This window comes from Amphibacillus sp. MSJ-3 (genome assembly GCF_018919165.1).
Classification (GTDB): domain Bacteria; phylum Bacillota; class Bacilli; order Bacillales; family Amphibacillaceae; genus Amphibacillus.
Genome location: NZ_JAHLQM010000016.1, coordinates 34,111 through 56,204 on the forward strand (window position 1 = coordinate 34,111; position 22,094 = coordinate 56,204).

General features: G+C 35.2%; 22 protein-coding genes. 21 read left to right on the forward strand and 1 reads right to left on the reverse strand.

Features of this window, described 5'->3' with window-relative positions; translation table 11 throughout:
- Window positions 1-2: 2 nt before the first annotated feature.
- The 18 genes from KQI76_RS06460 to KQI76_RS12045 all read left to right on the forward strand — a co-directional run bounded on the left by KQI76_RS06460 (window position 3) and on the right by KQI76_RS12045 (window position 19,093).
- Entirely contained in the window at window positions 3-398 is a 396-nt protein-coding gene (locus tag KQI76_RS06460) for an Asp23/Gls24 family envelope stress response protein (RefSeq protein WP_216399504.1), read from the forward strand.
- 306 nt (window positions 399-704) lie between these two features.
- Window positions 705-1,082 carry a transcription antitermination factor NusB gene (gene nusB, locus KQI76_RS06465; RefSeq protein WP_216399505.1) on the forward strand — a complete coding sequence of 126 codons (378 nt, stop codon included), beginning with the start codon at window positions 705-707 and terminating at the stop codon, window positions 1,080-1,082.
- Between the two features lie 15 nt (window positions 1,083-1,097).
- On the forward strand, window positions 1,098-1,952 hold the full coding sequence (folD, locus tag KQI76_RS06470; protein WP_216399506.1) for a bifunctional methylenetetrahydrofolate dehydrogenase/methenyltetrahydrofolate cyclohydrolase FolD: 855 nt from the start codon (window positions 1,098-1,100) through the stop codon (window positions 1,950-1,952).
- A gap of 20 nt (window positions 1,953-1,972) precedes the next feature.
- The gene (xseA, locus tag KQI76_RS06475; RefSeq protein WP_216399507.1) at window positions 1,973-3,322 is read left to right on the forward strand and encodes an exodeoxyribonuclease VII large subunit; all 1,350 of its coding nucleotides are present in this window, start codon (window positions 1,973-1,975) and stop codon (window positions 3,320-3,322) included.
- Window positions 3,315-3,542, forward strand: a complete 228-nt coding sequence (xseB, locus tag KQI76_RS06480; protein WP_216399508.1) for an exodeoxyribonuclease VII small subunit — start codon at window positions 3,315-3,317, stop codon at window positions 3,540-3,542. The genes xseA and xseB overlap by 8 nt, the downstream gene beginning before the upstream one ends.
- Window positions 3,543-3,545: 3 nt before the next feature.
- Window positions 3,546-4,430, forward strand: coding sequence for a polyprenyl synthetase family protein (locus tag KQI76_RS06485; RefSeq protein WP_216399509.1), 885 nt, complete (start codon window positions 3,546-3,548; stop codon window positions 4,428-4,430).
- Between the two features lie 337 nt (window positions 4,431-4,767).
- On the forward strand, window positions 4,768-5,589 hold the full coding sequence (locus KQI76_RS06490) for a TlyA family RNA methyltransferase (RefSeq protein WP_216399510.1): 822 nt from the start codon (window positions 4,768-4,770) through the stop codon (window positions 5,587-5,589).
- A gap of 25 nt (window positions 5,590-5,614) precedes the next feature.
- On the forward strand, window positions 5,615-6,064 hold the full coding sequence (gene ahrC / locus KQI76_RS06495) for a transcriptional regulator AhrC/ArgR (RefSeq protein WP_216399511.1): 450 nt from the start codon (window positions 5,615-5,617) through the stop codon (window positions 6,062-6,064).
- Between the two features lie 30 nt (window positions 6,065-6,094).
- The gene (gene recN, locus KQI76_RS06500) at window positions 6,095-7,822 is read left to right on the forward strand and encodes a DNA repair protein RecN (protein WP_216399512.1); all 1,728 of its coding nucleotides are present in this window, start codon (window positions 6,095-6,097) and stop codon (window positions 7,820-7,822) included.
- 159 nt (window positions 7,823-7,981) lie between these two features.
- Complete coding sequence (gene spoIVB / locus KQI76_RS06505; RefSeq protein ID WP_216399513.1) at window positions 7,982-9,265, forward strand: SpoIVB peptidase; 1,284 nt, start codon at window positions 7,982-7,984, stop codon at window positions 9,263-9,265.
- Window positions 9,266-9,913: 648 nt separating this feature from the next.
- Window positions 9,914-10,693 (forward strand): sporulation transcription factor Spo0A, encoded by a 780-nt coding sequence (gene spo0A, locus KQI76_RS06510; RefSeq protein ID WP_216399514.1) that lies wholly within the window; start codon window positions 9,914-9,916, stop codon window positions 10,691-10,693.
- A 56-nt stretch (window positions 10,694-10,749) separates the two neighbouring features.
- Window positions 10,750-11,343, forward strand: a complete 594-nt coding sequence (locus tag KQI76_RS06515) for a CAP domain-containing protein (protein ID WP_216399515.1) — start codon at window positions 10,750-10,752, stop codon at window positions 11,341-11,343.
- 297 nt (window positions 11,344-11,640) lie between these two features.
- Window positions 11,641-12,987, forward strand: a complete 1,347-nt coding sequence (locus KQI76_RS06520; RefSeq protein ID WP_216399516.1) for an aspartate kinase — start codon at window positions 11,641-11,643, stop codon at window positions 12,985-12,987.
- 250 nt (window positions 12,988-13,237) lie between these two features.
- On the forward strand, window positions 13,238-14,665 hold the full coding sequence (gene lpdA, locus KQI76_RS06525; protein WP_216399517.1) for a dihydrolipoyl dehydrogenase: 1,428 nt from the start codon (window positions 13,238-13,240) through the stop codon (window positions 14,663-14,665).
- Window positions 14,666-14,677: 12 nt separating this feature from the next.
- Window positions 14,678-15,661 (forward strand): thiamine pyrophosphate-dependent dehydrogenase E1 component subunit alpha, encoded by a 984-nt coding sequence (locus KQI76_RS06530; protein ID WP_216399518.1) that lies wholly within the window; start codon window positions 14,678-14,680, stop codon window positions 15,659-15,661.
- Between the two features lie 15 nt (window positions 15,662-15,676).
- Window positions 15,677-16,663, forward strand: coding sequence for an alpha-ketoacid dehydrogenase subunit beta (locus KQI76_RS06535; RefSeq protein WP_216399519.1), 987 nt, complete (start codon window positions 15,677-15,679; stop codon window positions 16,661-16,663).
- A 19-nt stretch (window positions 16,664-16,682) separates the two neighbouring features.
- Window positions 16,683-17,927, forward strand: a complete 1,245-nt coding sequence (locus tag KQI76_RS06540; RefSeq protein WP_216399520.1) for a dihydrolipoamide acetyltransferase family protein — start codon at window positions 16,683-16,685, stop codon at window positions 17,925-17,927.
- Between the two features lie 212 nt (window positions 17,928-18,139).
- Window positions 18,140-19,093 carry an aromatic acid exporter family protein gene (locus tag KQI76_RS12045; protein WP_216399521.1) on the forward strand — a complete coding sequence of 318 codons (954 nt, stop codon included), beginning with the start codon at window positions 18,140-18,142 and terminating at the stop codon, window positions 19,091-19,093.
- Between the two features lie 34 nt (window positions 19,094-19,127).
- Here KQI76_RS12045 and prli42 read toward each other — a convergent pair whose 3' ends face one another.
- Window positions 19,128-19,271 carry a stressosome-associated protein Prli42 gene (gene prli42, locus KQI76_RS06550; protein ID WP_216399522.1) on the reverse strand — a complete coding sequence of 48 codons (144 nt, stop codon included), beginning with the start codon at window positions 19,269-19,271 and terminating at the stop codon, window positions 19,128-19,130.
- 129 nt (window positions 19,272-19,400) lie between these two features.
- On the opposite strand from prli42, the gene KQI76_RS06555 reads away from it, so the two are divergent.
- From KQI76_RS06555 to KQI76_RS06565, 3 genes are all read left to right on the forward strand, one after another.
- A complete protein-coding gene (locus KQI76_RS06555; RefSeq protein WP_216399523.1) occupies window positions 19,401-20,519 on the forward strand; it encodes a M20/M25/M40 family metallo-hydrolase in 1,119 nt (372 codons plus the stop codon).
- Window positions 20,520-20,574: 55 nt separating this feature from the next.
- The gene (locus tag KQI76_RS06560) at window positions 20,575-21,822 is read left to right on the forward strand and encodes a DNA polymerase IV (RefSeq protein WP_216399524.1); all 1,248 of its coding nucleotides are present in this window, start codon (window positions 20,575-20,577) and stop codon (window positions 21,820-21,822) included.
- 176 nt (window positions 21,823-21,998) lie between these two features.
- Window positions 21,999-22,094 (forward strand): transposase (locus tag KQI76_RS06565; protein ID WP_216399526.1); only part of this gene is annotated, 96 nt, incomplete at its 3' end.

The following is a 22,094-nucleotide window of genomic DNA, read 5'->3' on the forward strand; positions in this document are numbered from 1 at the left end:
TTATGAGCGAACAAAATATTTTAAATGTAAGTGAAGATGCAAGTTTAGGTAAAGTTGAAATTGCTCCAGTTGTAATCGAAGTTATTGCGGGCATTGCCACTACAGAAATAAAAGGGGTTTATTCAACGCGTGGTAATTTTGCCACTGACGTTGCAGAGCGTTTTGGTTTAAAATCACACGGTAAAGGAATAAAAGTTGAATTAACTGAAACTGGTGTTGCTATAGATGTCTTTGTTGTTCTGGACTACGGTGTAACAATTCCAGTAGTTGCTCAAAAAGTTCAGGAGAATATTAGGATGGCATTAAAAACAATGACTGCATTAGACATACAAGAAATTAATGTACACGTCGTTGGTGTTCAAATGGAAAAGGAAGAATTACAAGACGAACAAGATTAAATAAGTAGGAAGACCCTTAAGAGCGAAACTCTAAGGGTCTTTTCATCATTCATCATAAATACATATCGCTGTTTTTTGAAAAAGTAGAAGTCACGACTCAACATTGAAGGCATTTAACATCCAGCGTTTGTTAGCGTGTTGTAATTACATAGTCATAAAGATAAAATAAACATAAGCTTAAGATCAAATGATGTATATAATTCGTCAAATTTTGTTTTCAGAATTGGATTCATTATGCTATTATTATCTTTTATAGATGAAAATGATTAAAAGAAAAATCGAATAGATTAAGCAAGGAGCATTCAAATGAACCGTAGAATTGGAAGGGAAAAGGCATTTCAGGTGCTTTTTTCGATGGATAGTAAAGATTATGATGTTGATGAAGCAGTCCAGTTAATTTTAGAAGAGGAACCTAATGAGTTCGTTGCAACGCTTATTTATGGTGTTGTTAAGGAAATAGAAGCTATTGATCAAAAAATAGAAAGTCATTTGGAAAATTGGACAATTGATCGATTAGCGAATGTAGAAAAAACACTTTTACGTATGGCTACTTATGAAATCTTTTATCAATTAAATACACCTAAAGGGGTTGCGATTAATGAAGCAGTGGAACTCGCACATATTTATGGTGATGAAAAATCAGGTCAATTTATTAATGGTGTATTAGCTAAGATGAATAAATAAGGGGGATGTTCAACTATGAGTGCAAAAGTTATTTATGGTGATCAACTCGCACAAACATTACGAGATGAAATGAAGACTGAAGTGGCTACTTTAAATAAGCGGGGAATTCACCCAAAACTAGTCGTTATCTTGATCGGAGATGACCCTGCTTCAAAATCTTATGTTTCTGGAAAACAAAAAGCAGCAGACTATATTGGCATTCAATCCGAGTTAATCAGTTTGCCAACAGAAACATCGGAAGATGAGTTGTTAGATTTAATTAGACAGCTAAACAAAGCAACGGATGTTAATGGAATTTTAGTTCAACTTCCGTTACCTAAGCATATCGATGAACAATTAATTATTGAAACGATTGATCCAACGAAAGATGTCGATGGATTTCATCCGATTAATATTGGAAAAATGATGACAAATCAAGCTACCTTTTTACCTTGTACACCATATGGTATTTTAACGATGTTAAAATTAATGAACATTGAAATAGCTGGGAAACATGCTGTTATCATTGGACGAAGCCATATAGTTGGTAAACCGGTCGGACAGCTCTTACTTAATGAACATGCAACAGTTACATATTGTCATTCGAAAACAACTAATTTGAAGGAATTAGTTAAATTAGCTGATATTGTTGTCGTTGCTGTTGGTCGTGCACATATGATTGATCAATCATATATTAAAGCTGGGGCAACAGTCATTGATGTTGGCGTCAACCGTATTGAAGATGGTTCACTAACAGGGGATGTTGTTTTTGATTCGGTTAAGGAAAAGGCAGCCTATTTAACTCCCGTCCCCAAAGGTGTTGGTCCAATGACAATTACAATGTTGATGAAGAATACAATAAAAGCGGCAATCAATCAAGTGACGAAATAATAAACTAGGTGTGAATAAGGATGTCAGAAAGATATTTAACTGTTACGGCCTTGACTCGATATATTAAACGGAAATTTGAATTAGACAAACACTTAACAACGGTTTGGCTTAAAGCAGAAATCTCAAATTTCAAGCATCATAGTCGTGGTCATATGTACTTTACATTAAAGGATGATCAATCAAAGATTCTAGCAGTCATGTTTGCGGGTTATAATCGTTCACTAAGATTTCAACCTGAAGATGGCCTCCATGTTATTGTAAAGGGTGAAGTAGGGGTTTACGAACCGATGGGCCAATACCAAATATATGTCCATGACATGATACCTGACGGTGTTGGAGCACTTCACTTAGCTTTTGAACAACTAAAGGAAAAATTAGCTAAAGAAGGTTTATTTGAGAAGGCAAAAAAAAAGCCTATCCCCGCTTTTCCTGAACACATTGGTGTGATAACATCAGAAACAGGTGCAGCGATAAGGGATGTCTTGACAACGTTAAATAGACGTTATCCGATTGCCAAGATTTCTGTTTTTCCTACCCTCGTTCAAGGAGAACAAGCGAAATATGACTTGGTTAAAAAAATTGAGCAAGCTAATCAGCAGGTAGATCTAGATATATTAATCATCGCTCGTGGTGGAGGATCAATAGAAGAGTTATGGCCATTTAATGAGGAAATTGTTGTAAGGTCAGTAGCGAATTCAAAAATTCCCGTTATTTCTGGTGTCGGACATGAAACAGATTCAACAATGATTGATTTTGTAGCGGATTGTAGAGCTCCTACACCAACTGCTGCAGCAGAATTAGCCGTCCCATTACAAATTGAGTTAATTGAAAAAAATAATCAATTCAAAAGAAGTTTAAATCGGGAAATTAAAGAGGGTCTTGCAAAAAAACGAGAACGATTGAATCAGATCCAAAAAGGCTATGCTTTTAATTATCCCAAACAATTACTCGTTCAAAAAGAACAGGAATTAGATCGTCTAGTGGAAACCCTACAAAGAAATATGGAAAGATATTTAAATCATAATAAATCTATATTTTATCAACTTTTATCAGAACTAAAAGGGCAAGATCCAAGCCAACAAATCAATGCGTATCAACAAAAGAACACCTATTATTTTCAAACTTTACAGGATAGATTAAAAAAAGTAATCGACAAGAAAGCTTATCAATTTGACACGCAAGTAAATAAATTACATGTATTAAGTCCCTTAAATACAATGAGGCGCGGTTACTCAGTCGGCTATGATAAAAAGGGACAGCTGATAAAGTCTGTCAAAGAAATTGCCCCCGGAGATCAACTAAAACTTCAAATGATAGACGGTTCATTAGATTGTCAAGTATGGGGCATTGAGGAGGATAATCATGACTGAAGAGGAAAAGAGTTTTGAAGAAGCGATGTCAGAATTAGAAGCAATTATAAAGAAGTTAGAAGAAGCTGATGTCCCTCTAGAAGAAGCTATTTCTTACTATGAAAAAGGAATGGCCCTTTCAAAATTGTGTGATGAAAAGCTTACGAAAGTTGAAAGACAAGTCGCTAATATCGTTAATGATGAGGGCATAATTACACCAATTAAAATTGAGGAGGAATAAAGAATGAAGGCTGATTTGGAAGCATTTATTGTCTCTAATCAAAGCTTTATTAATCAAGCGATGATAGAGAAAATTCAAAAAACCACAATACCAACTCCTCTTAAAGAATCAATGCTATATTCAATTAAGGCTGGTGGAAAAAGAATCCGGCCTATTCTTATGATAGCAAGCGCAGAGGCATTTGGCGGTAAGAAGGATGACGTTTTGTCAGCTGCCCTCGCTCTAGAAATGATCCATACATATTCATTAATTCATGATGATCTGCCAGCAATGGATGATGATCATTTACGCAGAGGTCAACCGACTAATCATATTCAATTTGATGAGGCTACGGCCATTTTGGCAGGCGACGCTTTTTTAACAATGGCTTTTCAAATAATATCAGAAGATGAACATTTATCTGCCGAGCAAAGAATCAAAATTATAAATCGTCTTAGTTTAGCCGCCGGTCCGAGTGGGATGGTTGCTGGTCAAATTTTAGATTTTCAAGCAGAAAATAAAACCATTAGCTTAAATGAAATGGAACGAATACATGATTTGAAAACAGGCAAATTACTTATTTATGCTATGGAAATAGGTGCTTATATTGCTGGAGCCTCAGAAATGGAACTTGAAGCAGTTAAGACATGCGGACAATATATGGGATTAATTTTCCAAATACAAGATGATATTCTCGATGTCCAAGGACAAGAAAGTAAGATTGGCAAAAAAGTTGGCAGTGATTTAAATAATGAAAAGAGTACCTATCCTAAATTACTTGGTATTGAAGCTTCAATAAAAGAGAAAGATAAAAATGTTTTATTAGCTAAACAGGTGTTAGAAAATGCCAATATCTCAAGCTCGATTTTAACTCATTTTATTGATTATTTAAGTAGCAGAGATTCGTAAAAAAGATAAAGTCCCCATCAAAATACATTAGTTTTTAGAAGCATTAAGGGGAAATGAATTTATTTACTGCAGAATAATTGACTTAATCTCCTGTTTCAATCATAGAAGTGCGCATCAATTATCTGTGGGACCAACAGTCAGTAAAAGTCCAGTTCGTTCATCTAACACTCAGTGGGGAAAGAAAATCCCGCTGAGTATTTGATTGACTTAATCTGATTTCCAGAAGAAAAAGATTGCCTTAGTAATGTGAAGGATATAATCCGATGGTTTAGTGGGGGAAAAATGTTGTGATATAAAAGGACACACTGCCTATTTTTATAGCAAAGGATACGATATTATGACGATAAAAAAAGTAAGACTTGATGTTTTATTAGTTGAAAAAGGGTTAATCGAAACACGTGAAAAAGCTAAACGAGCAATTATGGCTGGTCTAGTCTTTTCAGGTAGTAACCGTTTAGATAAGCCTGGTGATAAGATTGCAGAGGACACTTTATTAACGATAAAGGGAAAAGAACTTCCATATGTGGGACGTGGAGGCTTAAAACTAGAAAAGGCTATCAAAGCGTTTAATTTAGATTTAACCGACCGTATTATGGTTGATGTCGGCTCTTCAACTGGCGGTTTTACGGATTGTGCCTTACAAAATGGTATTAAAATTTGCTATGCTGTTGATGTGGGTTATAATCAACTTGCATGGAAATTAAGAAATGATGATCGGGTAATCGTGATGGAACGAACAAACTTCCGTTATGCAACACCTGATTTATTTAAACACGGTTCGCCTGATGTAGCGACAATCGACGTTTCGTTTATTTCATTAAAGTTAATATTTCCTGCATTAGCTAATATCATAACGGACGGCGCTGATGTGATAGCTTTAATTAAACCACAATTTGAAGCTGGAAGAGATCAAGTGGAGAAAAAAGGAATTGTTAAAAAAACAAGTACACATCTAGAAGTCTTAACTACAATTTTGACATTTGCTAATCAATCACATTTTATCTTAAAACATTTAACCTATTCACCAGTAACAGGTGGAGATGGTAATATTGAGTTTCTTGCTCATTTTGTTTATCGTCCAAATCAAGAAGTACCAACTATTGACTATTCGAAGGAAATTGAAGAAACCGTTTTAAGTGCACATGAAAAGCTCAAATAACTAATATATAGAAAGGATTTACTAAATGAAAAAAGGACAGCGGCACATTAAAATTAGAGAATATATTACCAGCCATGATGTTGAAACACAAGAAGAGCTAGTAGATATTCTGAGAAGTGAAGGATATAACGTCACCCAGGCTACTATTTCTAGGGATATTAAAGAACTTCACCTCATTAAAGTACCGATGGAAGATGGACGATATAAATATAGTCTACCTGCCGATCGACGTTTTAATCCATTAGAAAAGTTAAAACGTTTAATGCAAGATGCATTTATTAGCTTAGATAAAGCAACTCATTTTCTTGTTTTAAAAACCTTACCTGGTAATGCCAATGCACTTGGCGCACTAATTGATCATTTAGAATGGGACGGCATATTAGGAACGATATGTGGTGATGATACGATATTGATTATTTGTAAAGATGAAACAGTTACCGAAAAGATTGAAAAAAAATTTTTAGAAATGCTTTAAAATTCTTGTCATAATTTGAGGTGACCTGATTTGTTAACTGAACTGTCCATTCAAAATTTTACGATTATTGACAAACTAACGATCCCATTCAATGACGGCTTGACCGTTTTAACAGGAGAAACGGGTGCTGGAAAGTCGATTATTATTGATGCTATTCAACTATTAGTAGGTGGAAGAGGTTCTGTTGAATATGTACGATATGGAAAACCAAAAGCTGTTTTAGAAGGTTTATTTACTGTTGAAGATCATAAACATGGAATATATAAATTATTCGATGAATATGGAATCGAAATGGATTCGGAAGGAATGATCGTCTTACATCGTACGATTAGTGCAAAGGGGAAAAGTGTTTGTCGAATTAATGGTTCATTAGTAACTTTGGCTATCTTACGTGAATTTGGTCAAACCTTGATTGATGTTCATTCTCAACATGAAACGCAATCATTATTGGATTCTAATCAACATCTTCATTTATTGGATTTATTTAGCCAAGAACAGAATAAGGATACATTTGAGGATTATAATACAGTTTACCAAAAATTGAAGAAAACAAAAGAGAAATTTGATCAACTCAATCATAATGAACAAGCAATTATTCAACGCTTAGATTTATTACATTATCAATTAAATGAAATTAAATCAGCTGAATTAGCCTTAAATGAGGATGAGAATCTCAGGAAAGAAAGAGAAAGACTTGTTAATTTTGAACAAATTTATCAAAACGTATCAGAAGCATATAATGCTTTAAAAGGAGAACAAAAAGGTTTGGACTGGCTTGCTTTAGGTTTGAATGCACTCGAAACAGCTGTTACTTATGAACCTGAGTTAGAAAAAGAAACTGAAGATTATTCGAACCACTATTATATGCTTGAAGAACTAAGTATACAATTACGACATTATCTTGATGATTTTGCTTATGATCCGAAACGTTTAGCCATCATAGAGACACGCTTAAATGAATTACAATTATTAAGTAGAAAATATGGTGCTACCGTCAACGATATTTTAGAATATGCTGCAGAAATTGAAGATGAAATTGATCAATTAGAGGATCGAGATCAATCCATTCAAAATTTACTTGAGGAAATTGATGAACTATCAGCAGATGCGATTGTTGAAGCAAATCATCTCCATGACTTACGTAAAAGAGCTGCAAAACAATTAACAGAAGTTATAAAAACCGAATTAAAGGATCTATATTTGGTTAAAGCACAATTTAAACCGGAAATATCCATTCGAGAGGGAAGTCCCGGAGATCCAGAATTGGCCGGAAAACCTGTTCAATTAACTCATAATGGTTTCGATCGCGTTCGCTTCTTATTATCGACTAATCCTGGAGAGCCACTGAAGCCTTTAGATAAAGTCGCTTCTGGAGGGGAATTATCGAGAATTATGCTTGCTTTCAAAAAAATTTTTGCTAAACATCAAGGTGTGACAAGTGTTATATTTGATGAGGTTGATACCGGAGTAAGTGGACGAGTGGCACAGGCTATTGCAGAAAAGATTTATAATATTTCCACCGATTCACAAGTTTTATGTATTACTCATTTGCCACAAGTAGCTGCAATGGCAGACCATCATCTTTTAATTAAAAAACAATCTACAAAAGATAAAACATATACAACAGTCACAGAATTAAAGCAAACTGACCGCGTTAAAGAACTTGCACGTATGACAACAGGAACACAATTAACAGACACAGCAATCAGTCATGCAGAAGAGTTGATCAGTCATGCTAATACTTATAAAAGTAACTAAATTAACAAAAAGAGCTTATTTACTGATAAGTTCTTTTTTTTTTGATTTACAGGAAATCTTCTCATATTTTTGAGAACTTTACAGGGTTTAAAAAAGCCGTTTCAAGGTCAAAGTAAAGGTACAGAAGAAAACAAAATAAAAAGAAAAGGAGCGTGAATTGTGGGAAAGCAAAAGTTAAAACATGCATTCGGGATTATTCTTCTTACTATTTTAATTGGCCTACCATTTATACCGGCTATCAGACAATACCTGGTGATACCAACCCAATTAAATCTTTATACAAATCATTCCGAAACGGTAGAGCTTAATCATGAAAATAAATTATTTGATCTTACAGCAGAACCAGATCAAGCTGTTATAACTGTTGATAATAATATAATTAATCCCAAGAATATCGGTGAAACTGAATTAAAATATCACTTTAAAGGTGTTCCGATAAAAAAGGTTAATGTTAGTGTTGAAGAACAATATCAAGTTATACCTGGTGGACAATCGATTGGTGTTAATTTAGAAACCTTAGGTGTTTTGGTTGTTGGTTACCACTATATTGGAGAACAACAAATGGGTATTTCGCCTGGTAAAGAAACAGGAATTGAAATAGGGGACAGCATACTAGAAATGAATGAACAAAAGGTACAATCCATCGAAGATATCGGTCCAATTGTAACTGAAGCAGGTGAGAATAAAGAAGCAATTAAGATAAAATATAAACGTGACAATAAAACTTATCAAGAAGAATTAACACCAACATTTGATGAACTTTCTAACAGTTATAAAATTGGTCTTTATATTAGGGATTCAGCCGCTGGAATAGGGACAATGACTTTTTATGATCCCCTCACAAAGAAATATGGTGCATTAGGCCATGTTATTTCAGATATGGATACAAAAGAGCCGATTGAAATTGAATCGGGAACTATTGTTAAATCAAAAATTACTTCGATCCAAAAAGGGGACACAGGTATCCCCGGTGAAAAACGTGCCTCATTTAATCAAAATGAAGGATTACTTGGAAATATAACAAAAAACAGTCCATTTGGTGTTTTTGGTCATTTGGATGAAGATCTAGAAGAAGGTCTATTATCTGAACCTCTACCCATTGCTTATTCTGATGAAGTAAAGGAAGGACCAGCACAAATCCTAACTGTTATTAACGATGAAGAAATCGAAGCTTTTGATATTGAAATTATTAGTGCGATAGAACAAAAAAATCCTGCCACAAAAGGAATGGTTTTAAAAGTAACGGATGAACGTTTACTCGAAGAAACTGGTGGAATTGTTCAAGGAATGAGTGGTAGCCCAATTATCCAAAATAATAAAATTATTGGTGCTGTAACTCATGTATTCGTTAACGATCCGACCTCTGGTTATGGTATTCATATTGAATGGATGTTGGATGAAGCGGAAATAGATTATGCAGATACATTTTCAAAAGTAAGCTAATCTACTTTATCATTGAACCTCCCTCAAATCAACTTTCTAAACCGCAATAATTTACTCAAGATTAGGAAGGTAAATCGAGTGGGAATAGTAAGTTAAAATTAGAAAGTTTTATTTAATAAATCATTGTGGTCAAAAAAGTAATTACAATATTTGTCACATGTTAGAGCTAGGAAAATAAAAACCCAAGTCATTTAATTTACCGCAGATTAACTGACTGAACGTCTCACATTTTAAGGATTCTAGAGAGATCATCAAATGATAAATGGGAAAAGTAAAAATTGCTAACTTGTTAATACAAGACTCAGTAAGTGGATGAAGAATCGCTCGCCCCCAAAAGTATACTTTAATTACAGTATGGATTGTTTAATGATTAAACTGGCTATGGAAATGATTTTCTGTAGCCAGTTTTTGAATGATTATGATCTAAATCAGCTAGCGACTAAAATTTTACTATGTTATAATAAAAATAAATTATTTTCGACAAAATAGGAATATGAAGGTAAAAATAAGTTTAAATTCACTATATTTAGCGAAAGATTAGAATTTTTAGCGAATAATAATTTTTTTATGTTTTTTGAAAGGTAAAAGGGAATACTCGTCGAATGTTAGTAATTAAGAGACCAAAGGAAACACAAGGAGGAAATAATGTTGAATAAAATTAAAATTTGTTTGGTGGATGATAATCAAGAATTAGTCAGAGTGATGGAAGAATATTTTGAACAAGAAAAAGATATCGAGGTTGTTGGAACAGCCCATAATGGTAAAGATAGTCTTGAACTTATAACAGACACCAATCCTGATATTGTCATCTTAGATATTATTATGCCTCATATGGATGGTTTAGCGGTTCTAACTCGAATCCGACAAATGAATTTATCTAAACAACCACAAGTAATCATGCTGACAGCTTTTGGGCAAGAGGATGTCATGAAGAAAGCAGCTGACTTAGGTGCATCTTATTTTATCCTTAAACCATTTGATCTGGATTACTTAGCAGAACAAATTAGACAGGTATTTGGTAAGCCACAAATTGAACGAAAAACAGCTAAACATCCAGATCATAAACAGAAAAAGTTTGACCTAGAAGCAAGCATTACCAATATCATTCACGAAGTGGGTGTTCCTGCACATATTAAAGGTTATATGTACTTACGTGAAGCGATCACGATGATTTTTTATGATGTTGAATTATTAGGATCAATTACTAAGGTCCTCTATCCTGATATAGCAAAGAAATATAAAACAACGCCTTCTCGGGTTGAACGTGCGATTCGTCATGCCATTGAAGTTGCATGGAGTCGTGGAAATATTGACTCTATCTCTGAATTATTCGGCTACACTGTAAGCAGCTCCAAAGCAAAACCTACAAACTCAGAATTCATCGCAATGGTTGCTGACCATCTAAGGCTTCAATATCGGGCGAGCTAAGGCCTGTATAAAAACCTTCTTTTGTTGCAAACTAAGCAAAAAAGGAGGTTTTGTTATTGAAAAGAATACTTGCAATGAGTATTTTACTCATATTAATTCATCCGACTAATGTCTTAGCAGATTCACTTTATACTGTACAACTACATGATTCTTTATGGAAAATTGCCTTGCGTTATCATGTGGGTGTGACAGAGATTATTGAAGCCAACCCTCAGATTGAAAATCCTGATCTGATTTATCCAGAAGATAAGATTAATATTCCAGAAACTAATGCGATTAAGCATACTGAACATATCGTCATTCAATTAGTTAATCAAGAAAGAGTCAGAAATGGTTTAAATGAGCTTCGTCCAGATCGGCAACTATCTCAAGTTGCGCGGTTAAAAGCAGCAGATATGTTAGAAAATAATTACTTTTCTCACGAGAGTCCTACTTATGGATCATCATCAGACATGATTGATGATTTTGGTATTCAATATCAAGATACAGCTGAGAATATCGCGCGTGGTCAACAAACACCTCATCAAGTATTTAGAGAATGGATGAGCAGTCCGAGTCATCGGGAAATTATTTATGGTGATTTTTCTCACATAGGAGTTGGCTATGTGGAAGATGGTAAGTATTGGACTCAAATGTTTATCAAACGTTAATTGTTAAATGAATTAAAGCTCTATTGCTAACTAGCTGACTATAGGAATCATGCAAGGGAGACGATCGGATTCTATAGGGGGGGAACGACAGTCAGGCAAAGCTCGATTCGCTGATCTAATTATCTAGTGAAGATCAGACTTCCCACCGGAGAGAGACCTGTTTTGTTCTAATGATAGGGAATATTTATTTTCATCATTTCATTTCGAGATGAATTGGAGTAATCAGAATTTTCTATAACAAAATCGATCATTTTATGGTAAGATCGCTATATAGAAAAAATATTGGAGATGTGTATGATGAAAGTAGCGAAATTCGGGGGGAGTTCAGTAGCAAACGCTGAGCAAATAAAAAAAGTTGCGCAAATTATTAAAGAAGATCCGGAACGACGAGTGATTGTTGTTTCGGCACCGGGTAAACGTAGTGCTGATGATGAAAAAGTAACAGATTTATTAATTAAATTAGGACAATCTTTCAGTGAAAAAAAGGATTATCATGCTGATTTAAATAAAGTACTTGACCGATTTAAGTCAATAATTGATGATTTAGGTTTATCTGATCAAATATTACAGCAAATAACAACGACTGTTCAGTCAATCTTTGACAGCGATGGGGCAATGGACTTTAAATTAGAGTCTATTAAAGCCATTGGTGAAGACTCATTAGCACAATTGCTAAGTGAGTATTTATTATCTTTAGGTATCTCAGCCCGTTATTTAAATCCGAAAGAGGCTGGTTTAATTTTAAGTGATGAACCAGGTGGTGCTCAAATTCTAGATGAGAGCTTTGAAAAGTTATACAAATTGAGAGATTATCGCGAAATTGTTATTATTCCAGGTTTTTTTGGTTATACGAAGGAAGGGAAATTAGTGACCTTCTCTCGAGGGGGTTCTGATATCACAGGTTCAATTGTTGCAGCTGGCGTTCAAGCGAAGTTATATGAAAACTTTACTGACGTTGATTCTGTTTATTGTGTAAATCCTACAATTGTTAATCAACCGAAAGAAATCACAGCTTTGACTTATAAAGAAATGCGGGAACTATCTTATGCCGGGTTTTCAGTTTTTCATGCTGAAGCACTTATACCTGCTGTGCGTGCTGAAATACCTGTTTGTATTAAAAATACTAATAATCCATCAGGTCATGGTACATTCATCGTATCTAAAAAAGAAGCAAACGGTAATCCGATAGTTGGCATTGCTAGTGATAAAGGTTTTATGAGCTTATACGTCAGTAAATATTTAATGAACAGGGAAGTAGGTTTCGGCCGTCGATTGCTTCATATTTTGGAAGATGAAGGTATCTCATATGAGCATACACCTTCTGGTATAGATGATCTCTCCGTCATTTTACGTTCAGATCAAATGGATGAAAGTAAGGAAAAGGTTATTATTGATCGAATTCAAACAGAATTGAATCCAGATCAAGTGCATACTGAACGGGGACTTGCTTTAATTATGATTGTTGGTGAAGGAATGAATAGCCAGATTGGGACAGCCGCAAGAGCAACGAAAGCCTTACAAAATGCGAATGTTAATATCGAAATGATTAATCAGGGGTCTTCTGAAGTATCTTTAATGTTCGGAATTAAGGAAGAAGCAGAAAGAGATGCCGTGAAGTCATTATACCAAGCGTTTTTTAAATAATTAATCTCAATAGGGCTAAGAGTATAAATAGCCATAATGATTAAAAGTAGTTCTGTTTACGTGTTTTTTGTAAATAGAACTACTTTTTTGATTTATTGTTTTGTCTATAATATTTTGGTGATCATTTAATTATAACTAGGTGCTAATATCATCTGATAAAATACTTGCTAAATACATTAAAAAACGCTAAAATTATAGTTATATTATAGCTACTCCATTAAATACATATTATAAATAAAGGAGTTTTTTTATGAGTGAAAATTATGACCTAGTCATATTGGGTGGTGGTATGGGAGGTTATGTAGCAGCTATTCGTGCTCGGCAATTGGGGCTGAAAGTTGCGATTGTTGAAGCTAATTTATTGGGTGGGACATGTCTCCACCAAGGTTGTATACCAACAAAAACACTTTTAAAAAGTGCAGAAATATATCAAAGTATTATAAATAGCCATGAATTTGGTATTACTACAAGTGAACCAGTTATTCATTTTTCTGCAATTCAAAATCGTAAAAAACAAGTTGTCGATCAATTATATCAAGGATTGCAATATTTAATTGAGCAGAATGGCATCACAATTTATCATGGTTTTGGTCGTTTGATGGGACCGTCAATTTTTTCACCAATGGCAGGTGCCATATCAGTGGAACATGAAGACAAACAGGAAAATACGATATTGATTGGAAAGAGTGTCATTATTGCTACGGGTACAGTAGCAAAAGAGTTGCCAAACCTCCCATTTGATGGGCAATATATTTTATCATCTAATCAAGCTTTAGCAATGGAAGACCTACCAGAATCAATGACAATTATTGGTGGTGGAGTCATTGGTGTTGAATGGGCCTCATTGTTAAATAGTTTAGGTGTTAAAGTTAATTTGATTGAAGCCCAAGGCCATTTATTGACTGGATTTGATCAAGAGCTTGCAAAAACACTTAAAAGAAGTTTGATTAAAAAGGGAATTCATGTGTTAACAGACACAAGGGTTGCTGAATACGAAATCAGTGATAATGATCAGGTTAACCTTGTATTAGAAAATAAACAGAATAAGCAAACATTAACAACGAATAAAGTTCTAGTTGCTATTGGGAGAAGGGCAAATATTAACCAAATTGGCTTAGATAATACAGCCATTGAAACTGATTCGTCAGGTTTTATCAAAGTCAATTCATTTTTTCAAACAAAAGAATCACATATTTATGCAATTGGTGATTGTATTGGTGGCCAGCAATTAGCCCATGTTGCTGCTCATGAAGGAAAGTTGGCTGTTGAGCATATCGCTGGAAAAGATGATAAGCTAGCAATCGCTAATTTTGCACCAAGTTGTGTGTATAGTCAACCAGAAGTCGCAGCAGTTGGAATAACAGAACAAACAGCTATTGATAAAAATATTAACTATAAGGTAAAAAAGATGCCTTTTTCAGCTATTGGTAAGGCACTTGTTAATGGAGATACAACAGGTTTTGTTAAGATGATCATCGATAAGGACACAGATGATTTATTGGGTGTTCACCTAATTGGGAATCAAGTAACTGAATTAATATCTGAAGCTGGATTAGCCTTATTATTGAATGCAACAGCAAGTGAACTTGGTTTATCCATTCATCCACATCCTTCACTTAGTGAGGCTATTCAAGAAATTGCCTTGGCTATTGATGATCAACCGGTTCATAGTCAATGAAAGGAGAATATTATGATCAACCATGAAGAATTAAATCTTTCAAATCATGATGTTTTAGAAATGTATCGTTTAATGTTAACAGCTCGACGGGTAGACGAACGAATGTGGTTATTAAATCGAGCGGGGAAGATTCCTTTTGTTGTTTCTTGTCAAGGCCAAGAGGCACAACAAGTTGGTGCTGCCTTCGCATTAGATCGTAACAAGGATTATAGTGCCCCATACTATCGTGATTTAGGCGTTGTGCTCACACTTGGAATGACGGTAAAGGAATTGATGTTACAAGCCTACGCTAAGGCTGAAGATCCAAATTCAGGTGGAAGACAAATGCCTGGTCACTTTGGTTCGAAAAGGTTAAGAATGATATCTGGTTCTTCACCAGTTACAACACAAGTCCCACATGCTGTTGGAGTAGCTCTGGCTTGTCAAATGAATAATGAATCCGCTCTTTCTTTTGTTACTTTAGGTGAGGGATCATCAAATCAAGGAGATTTTCATGAAGGAGCGAACTTTGCTGCTGTCCATAAACTACCAGTTATTATTATGATTGAAAATAACCAATATGCTATTTCTGTACCATTGAAAAAGCAAGTGGCTTGTGAACGTCTTTCAGATCGAGCAATTGGCTATGGGATGTATGGTGAAACAGTTGATGGTAACAATCCTTTAGCTGTCTATAAAGTTGTTAAAGAAGCTGCTGAACGGGCAAGAAATGGTGACGGACCATCATTAATTGAAGCTATTAGTTACCGATTGACACCGCACTCTAGTGATGATGATGACCGAACTTATCGTTCTCAAGAAGAAGTTGATGAAGCGAAAGAGCAAGATGGACTTAAAACATTTAGACAATATTTATTTGATCATCAAATATTGACTGAAGCTGTGGAAACTAAATTGGAAGATGAGATAAAAGCTGAAATAGACGAAGCAACAGACTATGCAGAGTCAGCTCCATATCCATCACCTGATACACTTTTTGATGGAGTTTATCAGTAAAGAAGGAGAGTTAGTATGCCAGTATTAACATATATTGAAGCGATAAATTTAGCGATGAAAGAAGAAATGGCGCGCGATGATCGAGTCTTTATCCTAGGAGAAGATGTTGGGAAACGAGGTGGCGTCTTTAGAGCAACTGAGGGGCTTTATGAGCAGTTTGGTGAGCAACGCGTGATCGATACACCACTAGCAGAGTCTGCTATCGCTGGTGTTGGGATTGGAGCTGCAATGTATGGAATGATTCCAATTGCTGAAATTCAATTTGCAGATTTTATTTTGCCTGCTGTTAACCAGATCATTTCAGAAGCAGCTAAATTACGTTACCGGTCCAACAATGATTGGAGTTGCCCAATCACGATTAGGGCACCTTATGGTGGCGGGGTACATGGCGCTTTATATCACTCGCAATCAATGGAAGCAATCTTTGCTAATCAACCAGGATTGAAGATCGTGATGCCATCAAATCCTACTGATGCAAAAGGTTTACTGAAGGCAGCGATTCGCGACCCAGATCCAGTTCTTTTTTTCGAACATAAACGTGCTTATCGCCTTTTAAAAGAAGATGTACCAGAAAATGATGATATTATTCCGCTCGGTCAGGCTAATCTGGTTCGTGAAGGAACGGATATTACTGTAATTTCATATGGATTAACGCTCCACTTCGCTAAAGAAGCGGCAGAGGAGTTAAAGAATGAGCATGGTATTGAATCACATATTTTAGATTTACGAACAGTCTATCCATTGGATCAAACGGCTATTATTAAAGCAGCACAAAAGACTGGAAAAGTAATTTTGATTACGGAAGATAATCTAGAGGGAAGTATCATTAGTGAAGTTTCTGCAATCATTGGTGAGAATTGTTTATTTGATCTCGATGCACCAATTAAACGAATTGCTGGTCCTAATGTTCCGGCGATGCCATATGCACCATCTTTGGAAAAAGCCTTTATGGTTAGTCAAGAAAAAATTAAACAAGCAATGTTAGATTTAGCATTATTCTAAATGGTATGGAGTGAACCAGATGACAGTAAAAACAGTTACAATGCCACAATTAGGAGAAAGTGTAACAGAAGGTACCATTAGTCAATGGTTAATTAATGTCGGCGATTCAATTGAGAAATATCAACCACTACTTGAAGTGATGACTGATAAAGTAAACGCGGAAGTTCCCGCCTTATATTCAGGAGAAATCGTTGAACTATTAGCAACAGAGGACCAAACAGTTAATGTTGGGACACCTTTATGCCTAATTAAAACGTTTGAAAAACAAGAAGAAGTAGCCGTAAGTGCACCTAGTGAAGTTGTTAAGGAATCCGAAACAACAGAAGAAAAGCCTGAACAATCATCTATGAAAAAAAGATACTCACCGGCAGTACTTACGCTTGCACATGAACATGGGATTAATTTAGATACGATTAAAGGAACTGGATTAGCAGGGAGAATTACACGTAAAGATATTCAAAACTACCTTAACACAAATCAAGTAACTACTACTGAGGTAACTGAAAGTGAAGCCCATAATACTGAGCAAGCAAATCAAGAAATGGGGATATACACTAATCAATCAACTAAACGAGAGATACCAGTCACCGGTATCCGAAAAGCAATTGCAACAAACATGGTTAGGGCAAAAACAGAAATTCCACATGCTTGGATGATGATTGAGGTTGATGTCACTGATTTAGTGAGCTATCGAAATGCTGAAAAGGATAAATTCAAAGAAGAAGAGGGTTATAATTTATCATATTTTGCTTTCTTTTTAAATGCTGTTGCAAAAGCATTGAAAAAGTTCCCAGAATTAAATAGTTCATGGCAGGGGGATAAAATCGTTCAACATAAAGATATTAATTTATCGGTTGCGGTTGGGAATGAAACAGAACTTTATGTTCCAGTAATTCACCATGTTGATGAGAAAAGTATCAAGGGGATTGCTAAAGAGGTAAATGAGCTAGCTTACAAAGCAAAACACGGAAAACTCACGCAGAAGGACATGGAAGGCGGTACGTTTACCGTAAATAATACAGGGACTTTTGGTTCGGTCCAGTCAATGGGAGTAATTAATTACCCGCAGGCAGCTATTTTACAAGTCGAATCAATTGTTAAAAAACCTGTTATCATTAATGATATGTTCGCTGCCCGTGATATGGTTAATTTATGTTTATCATTGGATCATCGAGTTTTAGATGGAGTAATCTGTGGACGCTTTATGTCTCATGTAAAGGAAATTTTAGAAAATATATCAGGGAAGACAACACCTATCTATTAAATGACAATTGAGTGTATTGCTGGAGTCAAAGTAGTTTTGGACTGAATCAGATAGTTCAGAATAAGCGATGATTCCAGCTATTTTTTAACTTTTTTTGAATATTTTTTTCTCTTAAACTATAATAAAGGGTAGGGTGTTTTTTTATATCTAGATTCTTTAGGAATCATCGGCGTTTAAGAAATATATTTTAAGTTAAGGTAGGGAGAAGTAATGTGAAAATTAGTTATCATACATTCAAAATGATTATTGCGGTTCCAATTGCTGTTTTAATTGCTGAATGGCTCGAGTTAAATTATCCAGGTTCAGCGGGTATTATTGCAGTATTATGTATTCAACCAACACGAAAGCGGTCGTTTTTAACAGCATGGCACCGGGTGGCGGCTGGCCTTTTATCAATTGTTTTTGCTTATTTTATTTTTGGTTATATTGGCTATCGACCTTGGACAGTCGGATTGCTGTTGTTGTTATTCATACCTGTTGCAGATTTACTTAAAATCTCACCAGGCATTGTCACGAGTCTTGTTGTTATTTTTCACTTTTATAGTGCAAGAAGTGTTGATTTGTCAATGATCATCAACGAAATTGCTATAATGGTCATTGGGATAGGCATTGCCTTAATCTTAAATTTATATATGCCAAGTTTAGATGGTAAATTAACAGAATTAAAAAATGAAATTGAAAAGAATTATCAGCTTGTCTTTCGGGACTTTTCAGCTTACTTAAAGGGTGAGCAGAGTGAAGTTCCCACTAATCGGATAATAAATTTAAGAAGTCAACTGTATAATGCGGAAGAATGGGTACAAAGAAATACTGAAAATACATTTAGTCGAAACGCGCAACAGCAACAACAATATTTCTCAATGAGGAAAATCCAACTCGATTCGTTAGAAAGAATGTTACAATTAATTCAACCAATCAATGTAACACTTAAACAATCCCATATTATTGCCGAATTGTACTCGGACTTAGCTGACGCGATTTATCCAAATAATGCGGTAACCTATCACTTAGATCAGGTTCAATGGTTAAAAAGTTATTTTGAAAAAGATCAGTTACCTAAATCAAGACAGGAATTTGAGATTAGAGCCAATTTATATAAACTCTTATCCGAGATTGAACATTATTTATTGATAAAAAACCGGGCAGTTACCGAAAATTGTGCATAAAAAAAGAGTAGCTAATTGAAATAGCTACTCCTAACTAAAATATATATGCTAATCCGGAACTGACTATAGAACCTAACATTGCAACAATCATTAAATAGACGACCATTTTCATACGTCGGTCACGCTTGGACGGTTTACGTTCTACATTGTGTTGAACTTTTTTCTTTGTTTTAGCCATGGAAATACCCCCTTTAAGCAGGAAATCTTATTTCTATTGTAGCCCGATTTGAGAAGAGTGACAAGTCTTATAACAATTGATTTGAAGAGAATTAAAAGATTAATATTGATAAAAGGAGAATGGATATAGATGATAAATAAACAAAGACTGATTCAAAATTTTTTAGAGTTAGTTCAAATTGATTCTGAAACAGGAGAAGAGTCTCAAATTTCTCAAGCGCTTAAAACGATTTTTACGGACTTAGGTGTAGACGTAGTCGAGGATGATTCGCAGTCAAAAACAGGTTTTGGCTCAGGAAATTTAATTTGTACTTTGCCAGCAAACACCCATGCTAAATCGATTTACTTTACTTCACATATGGATACTGTTGTTCCCGGAAAAGGGGTTGTACCGAAAATTCAAGGGGACTACATAACTTCAGACGGGACGACCATATTAGGAGCGGATGATAAGGCAGGTCTTGCCGCAATTATTGAAACCATTCATTGTTTGAATGAGAACCAATTACCACATGGACAGATTCAATTTGTTATTACCGTTGGTGAAGAATCGGGCTTAGTCGGAGCAAAGGCTTTAGATGCTTCATTACTTGATGCGGAATTTGGTTATGCACTTGATAGCGATGGGCCAGTAGGTGATATTATTATTGCTGCCCCAACCCAAGTGAAGTTCTTGGCAAAGGTTAAAGGGAAAACTGCTCATGCAGGTGTTGCGCCTGAAAAGGGTGTATCTGCGATCACAATCGCGGCCAAAGCTATAGCCCAGATGCCTTTAGGTCGTATTGATCATGAAACAACTGCAAATATTGGTCGATTTGAAGGTGGACAAAAAACAAATATTGTTTGTGATTATGTTGAAATATTAGCTGAGGCTCGTTCGCTTAGTTCTGAAAAAGTTGATTGCCAGGTTAAAAAAATGAAACAAGCATTTGTTGATGTCGCTAAAGAATTAGGGGGAGACGTCGATATTGAAACAAAGGTAATGTATTCAGGTTTCAAACGATCATCAAATGATGAGGTCGTTCAACTGGCGCAAAAAGCTATCCAAGCGATTGGAAGAGTGAGTGAATTGAAACAAAGTGGTGGCGGTAGTGATGCAAATATTATTTCGAACTACGGTATTCCAACGGTTAATCTTGCGGTAGGATATGAAGACATTCATACAACCAAAGAAAGAATGCCTGTAAGTGAGTTAATCAAATTAACTGAACTTGTTTTAGAGATTATTCATCAAGCGACAAAAGTATGAAGATAACGGGGCAATTTAATGATTAAAGATGGTGACTTATAAAGGAAGCGATATAATGTCTAAATGGTATCCAAAAAAAGGACGCGTCATTCTACATGTGGATATGAACAGTTTTTATGCATCTGTTGAAGCGGCCTATCAACCTGATTTGAAAGGGAAACCCCTTGCTATTGCCGGGAATCCTGAAGAACGAAAGGGCATTATTGTCACAAGTAGCTATGAGGCGAGGGCTAAGGGGGTTAAAACAACGATGACATTAGGACAAGCTAAACGACTTTGCCCTGAGCTCATTGTTTTACGACCCAATTTTGATCGATATCGACAGGCTTCAAAAGAAATATTTACAATTATGTCGGATATTACAGCACTCGTTCAACCCATTTCAATCGATGAAGGATATCTGGATATTACTGATTGTTCTGAACTAGGATCACCGTTGCAAATTGCAAAGCAAATTCAAAGTCGAATAAAGAATGAACTGGCCTTGCCATGTAGTATTGGGATTGCACCTAATAAGTTTTTAGCAAAGATGGCTTCAGATATGAAAAAGCCTATGGGAATCACGGTCTTAAGAAAAAGGGATTTACCAACTAAGCTATGGCCGCTTGATATTAGAGAGATGTACGGTGTTGGCGAAAAAACGGCCGAAAAGTTAAATCAGATTAATATTTTTAAAATTGGTGATTTAATAGGAGCAAATGTTTATCAATTAAAACGAATACTTGGGATAAATGGTGAAAGACTTCAACAGCGTGCTAATGGTATTGACCCAAGTCCGGTTGACCCTAATGCGGTTAATGAGTTTAAAAGCATCGGTAATTCAGAAACATTGAGTGAAGATACGACTGATGATACGACAATTACAGCACTGTTACGCAAGTTATCACGAAAAGTTTCCGCTCGTTTAGCACGAAAAGAAGTTGCTGCTCAGACCTTGCAAATTATGATTCGGTACTCCAATTGGAAGACAATTACTAGAAGTGTCACAAAAACAAGCTATTTTTCAAGTGAAGAGGCTATTTTTAATATTGCGAATGATTTATTTGAAACAAATTGGAATGGTGAACCAATTCGTTTGTTAGGAATAACAGCTCAAGGACTAATTGAGAAAGGCGAAATTGTTGAACAATTGAATTTATTTAATTATCAGGAACAACTTGAAAACGAGGCCATCCAAAAGGTAATTGAGCAATTGAGTGATAAATATGGTAAAAATCCATTTCAAACAGTTAAGAAAGAAATGGATCATCATATGTTGACAACTAGCTTTCAAAAGGACTTTCTAGATGATTTTAAAGAATAAAAAGAATGAACTTTTATTTAGTGGTTTTTCTTTAACGGATTTCCGAAAGAAGTCTCCCATCCTCAAGGAATGAGAAGGGCGATATCCCGATGAGTAGATGGGAGATGAATTTTGGTTGGCTTTAGCCAAAGCTTGTGATACAATCAGTATTATCTGGATAAAGGACTGATATACCAATGAAATTAGATAACAATAATCATTCAGTGTTCTTATTGCACTATCATCTTGTGCTGGTTGTAAAATATCGCAGACAAGTATTTGATAATGAAATA

Coding starts and splice junctions, on each gene's coding strand:
- KQI76_RS06460 (WP_216399504.1), top strand. CDS start 3: ATGAGCGAACAAAATATTTTAAATGTAAGTGAAGATGCAAGTTTAGGT.
- nusB (WP_216399505.1), top strand. CDS start 705: ATGAACCGTAGAATTGGAAGGGAAAAGGCATTTCAGGTGCTTTTTTCG.
- folD (WP_216399506.1), top strand. CDS start 1,098: ATGAGTGCAAAAGTTATTTATGGTGATCAACTCGCACAAACATTACGA.
- xseA (WP_216399507.1), top strand. CDS start 1,973: ATGTCAGAAAGATATTTAACTGTTACGGCCTTGACTCGATATATTAAA.
- xseB (WP_216399508.1), top strand. CDS start 3,315: ATGACTGAAGAGGAAAAGAGTTTTGAAGAAGCGATGTCAGAATTAGAA.
- KQI76_RS06485 (WP_216399509.1), top strand. CDS start 3,546: ATGAAGGCTGATTTGGAAGCATTTATTGTCTCTAATCAAAGCTTTATT.
- KQI76_RS06490 (WP_216399510.1), top strand. CDS start 4,768: ATGACGATAAAAAAAGTAAGACTTGATGTTTTATTAGTTGAAAAAGGG.
- ahrC (WP_216399511.1), top strand. CDS start 5,615: ATGAAAAAAGGACAGCGGCACATTAAAATTAGAGAATATATTACCAGC.
- KQI76_RS06520 (WP_216399516.1), top strand. CDS start 11,641: ATGAAAGTAGCGAAATTCGGGGGGAGTTCAGTAGCAAACGCTGAGCAA.
- lpdA (WP_216399517.1), top strand. CDS start 13,238: ATGAGTGAAAATTATGACCTAGTCATATTGGGTGGTGGTATGGGAGGT.
- KQI76_RS06530 (WP_216399518.1), top strand. CDS start 14,678: ATGATCAACCATGAAGAATTAAATCTTTCAAATCATGATGTTTTAGAA.
- KQI76_RS06535 (WP_216399519.1), top strand. CDS start 15,677: ATGCCAGTATTAACATATATTGAAGCGATAAATTTAGCGATGAAAGAA.
- KQI76_RS06540 (WP_216399520.1), top strand. CDS start 16,683: ATGACAGTAAAAACAGTTACAATGCCACAATTAGGAGAAAGTGTAACA.
- prli42 (WP_216399522.1), bottom strand. CDS start 19,271: ATGGCTAAAACAAAGAAAAAAGTTCAACACAATGTAGAACGTAAACCG.
- KQI76_RS06555 (WP_216399523.1), top strand. CDS start 19,401: ATGATAAATAAACAAAGACTGATTCAAAATTTTTTAGAGTTAGTTCAA.
- KQI76_RS06560 (WP_216399524.1), top strand. CDS start 20,575: ATGTCTAAATGGTATCCAAAAAAAGGACGCGTCATTCTACATGTGGAT.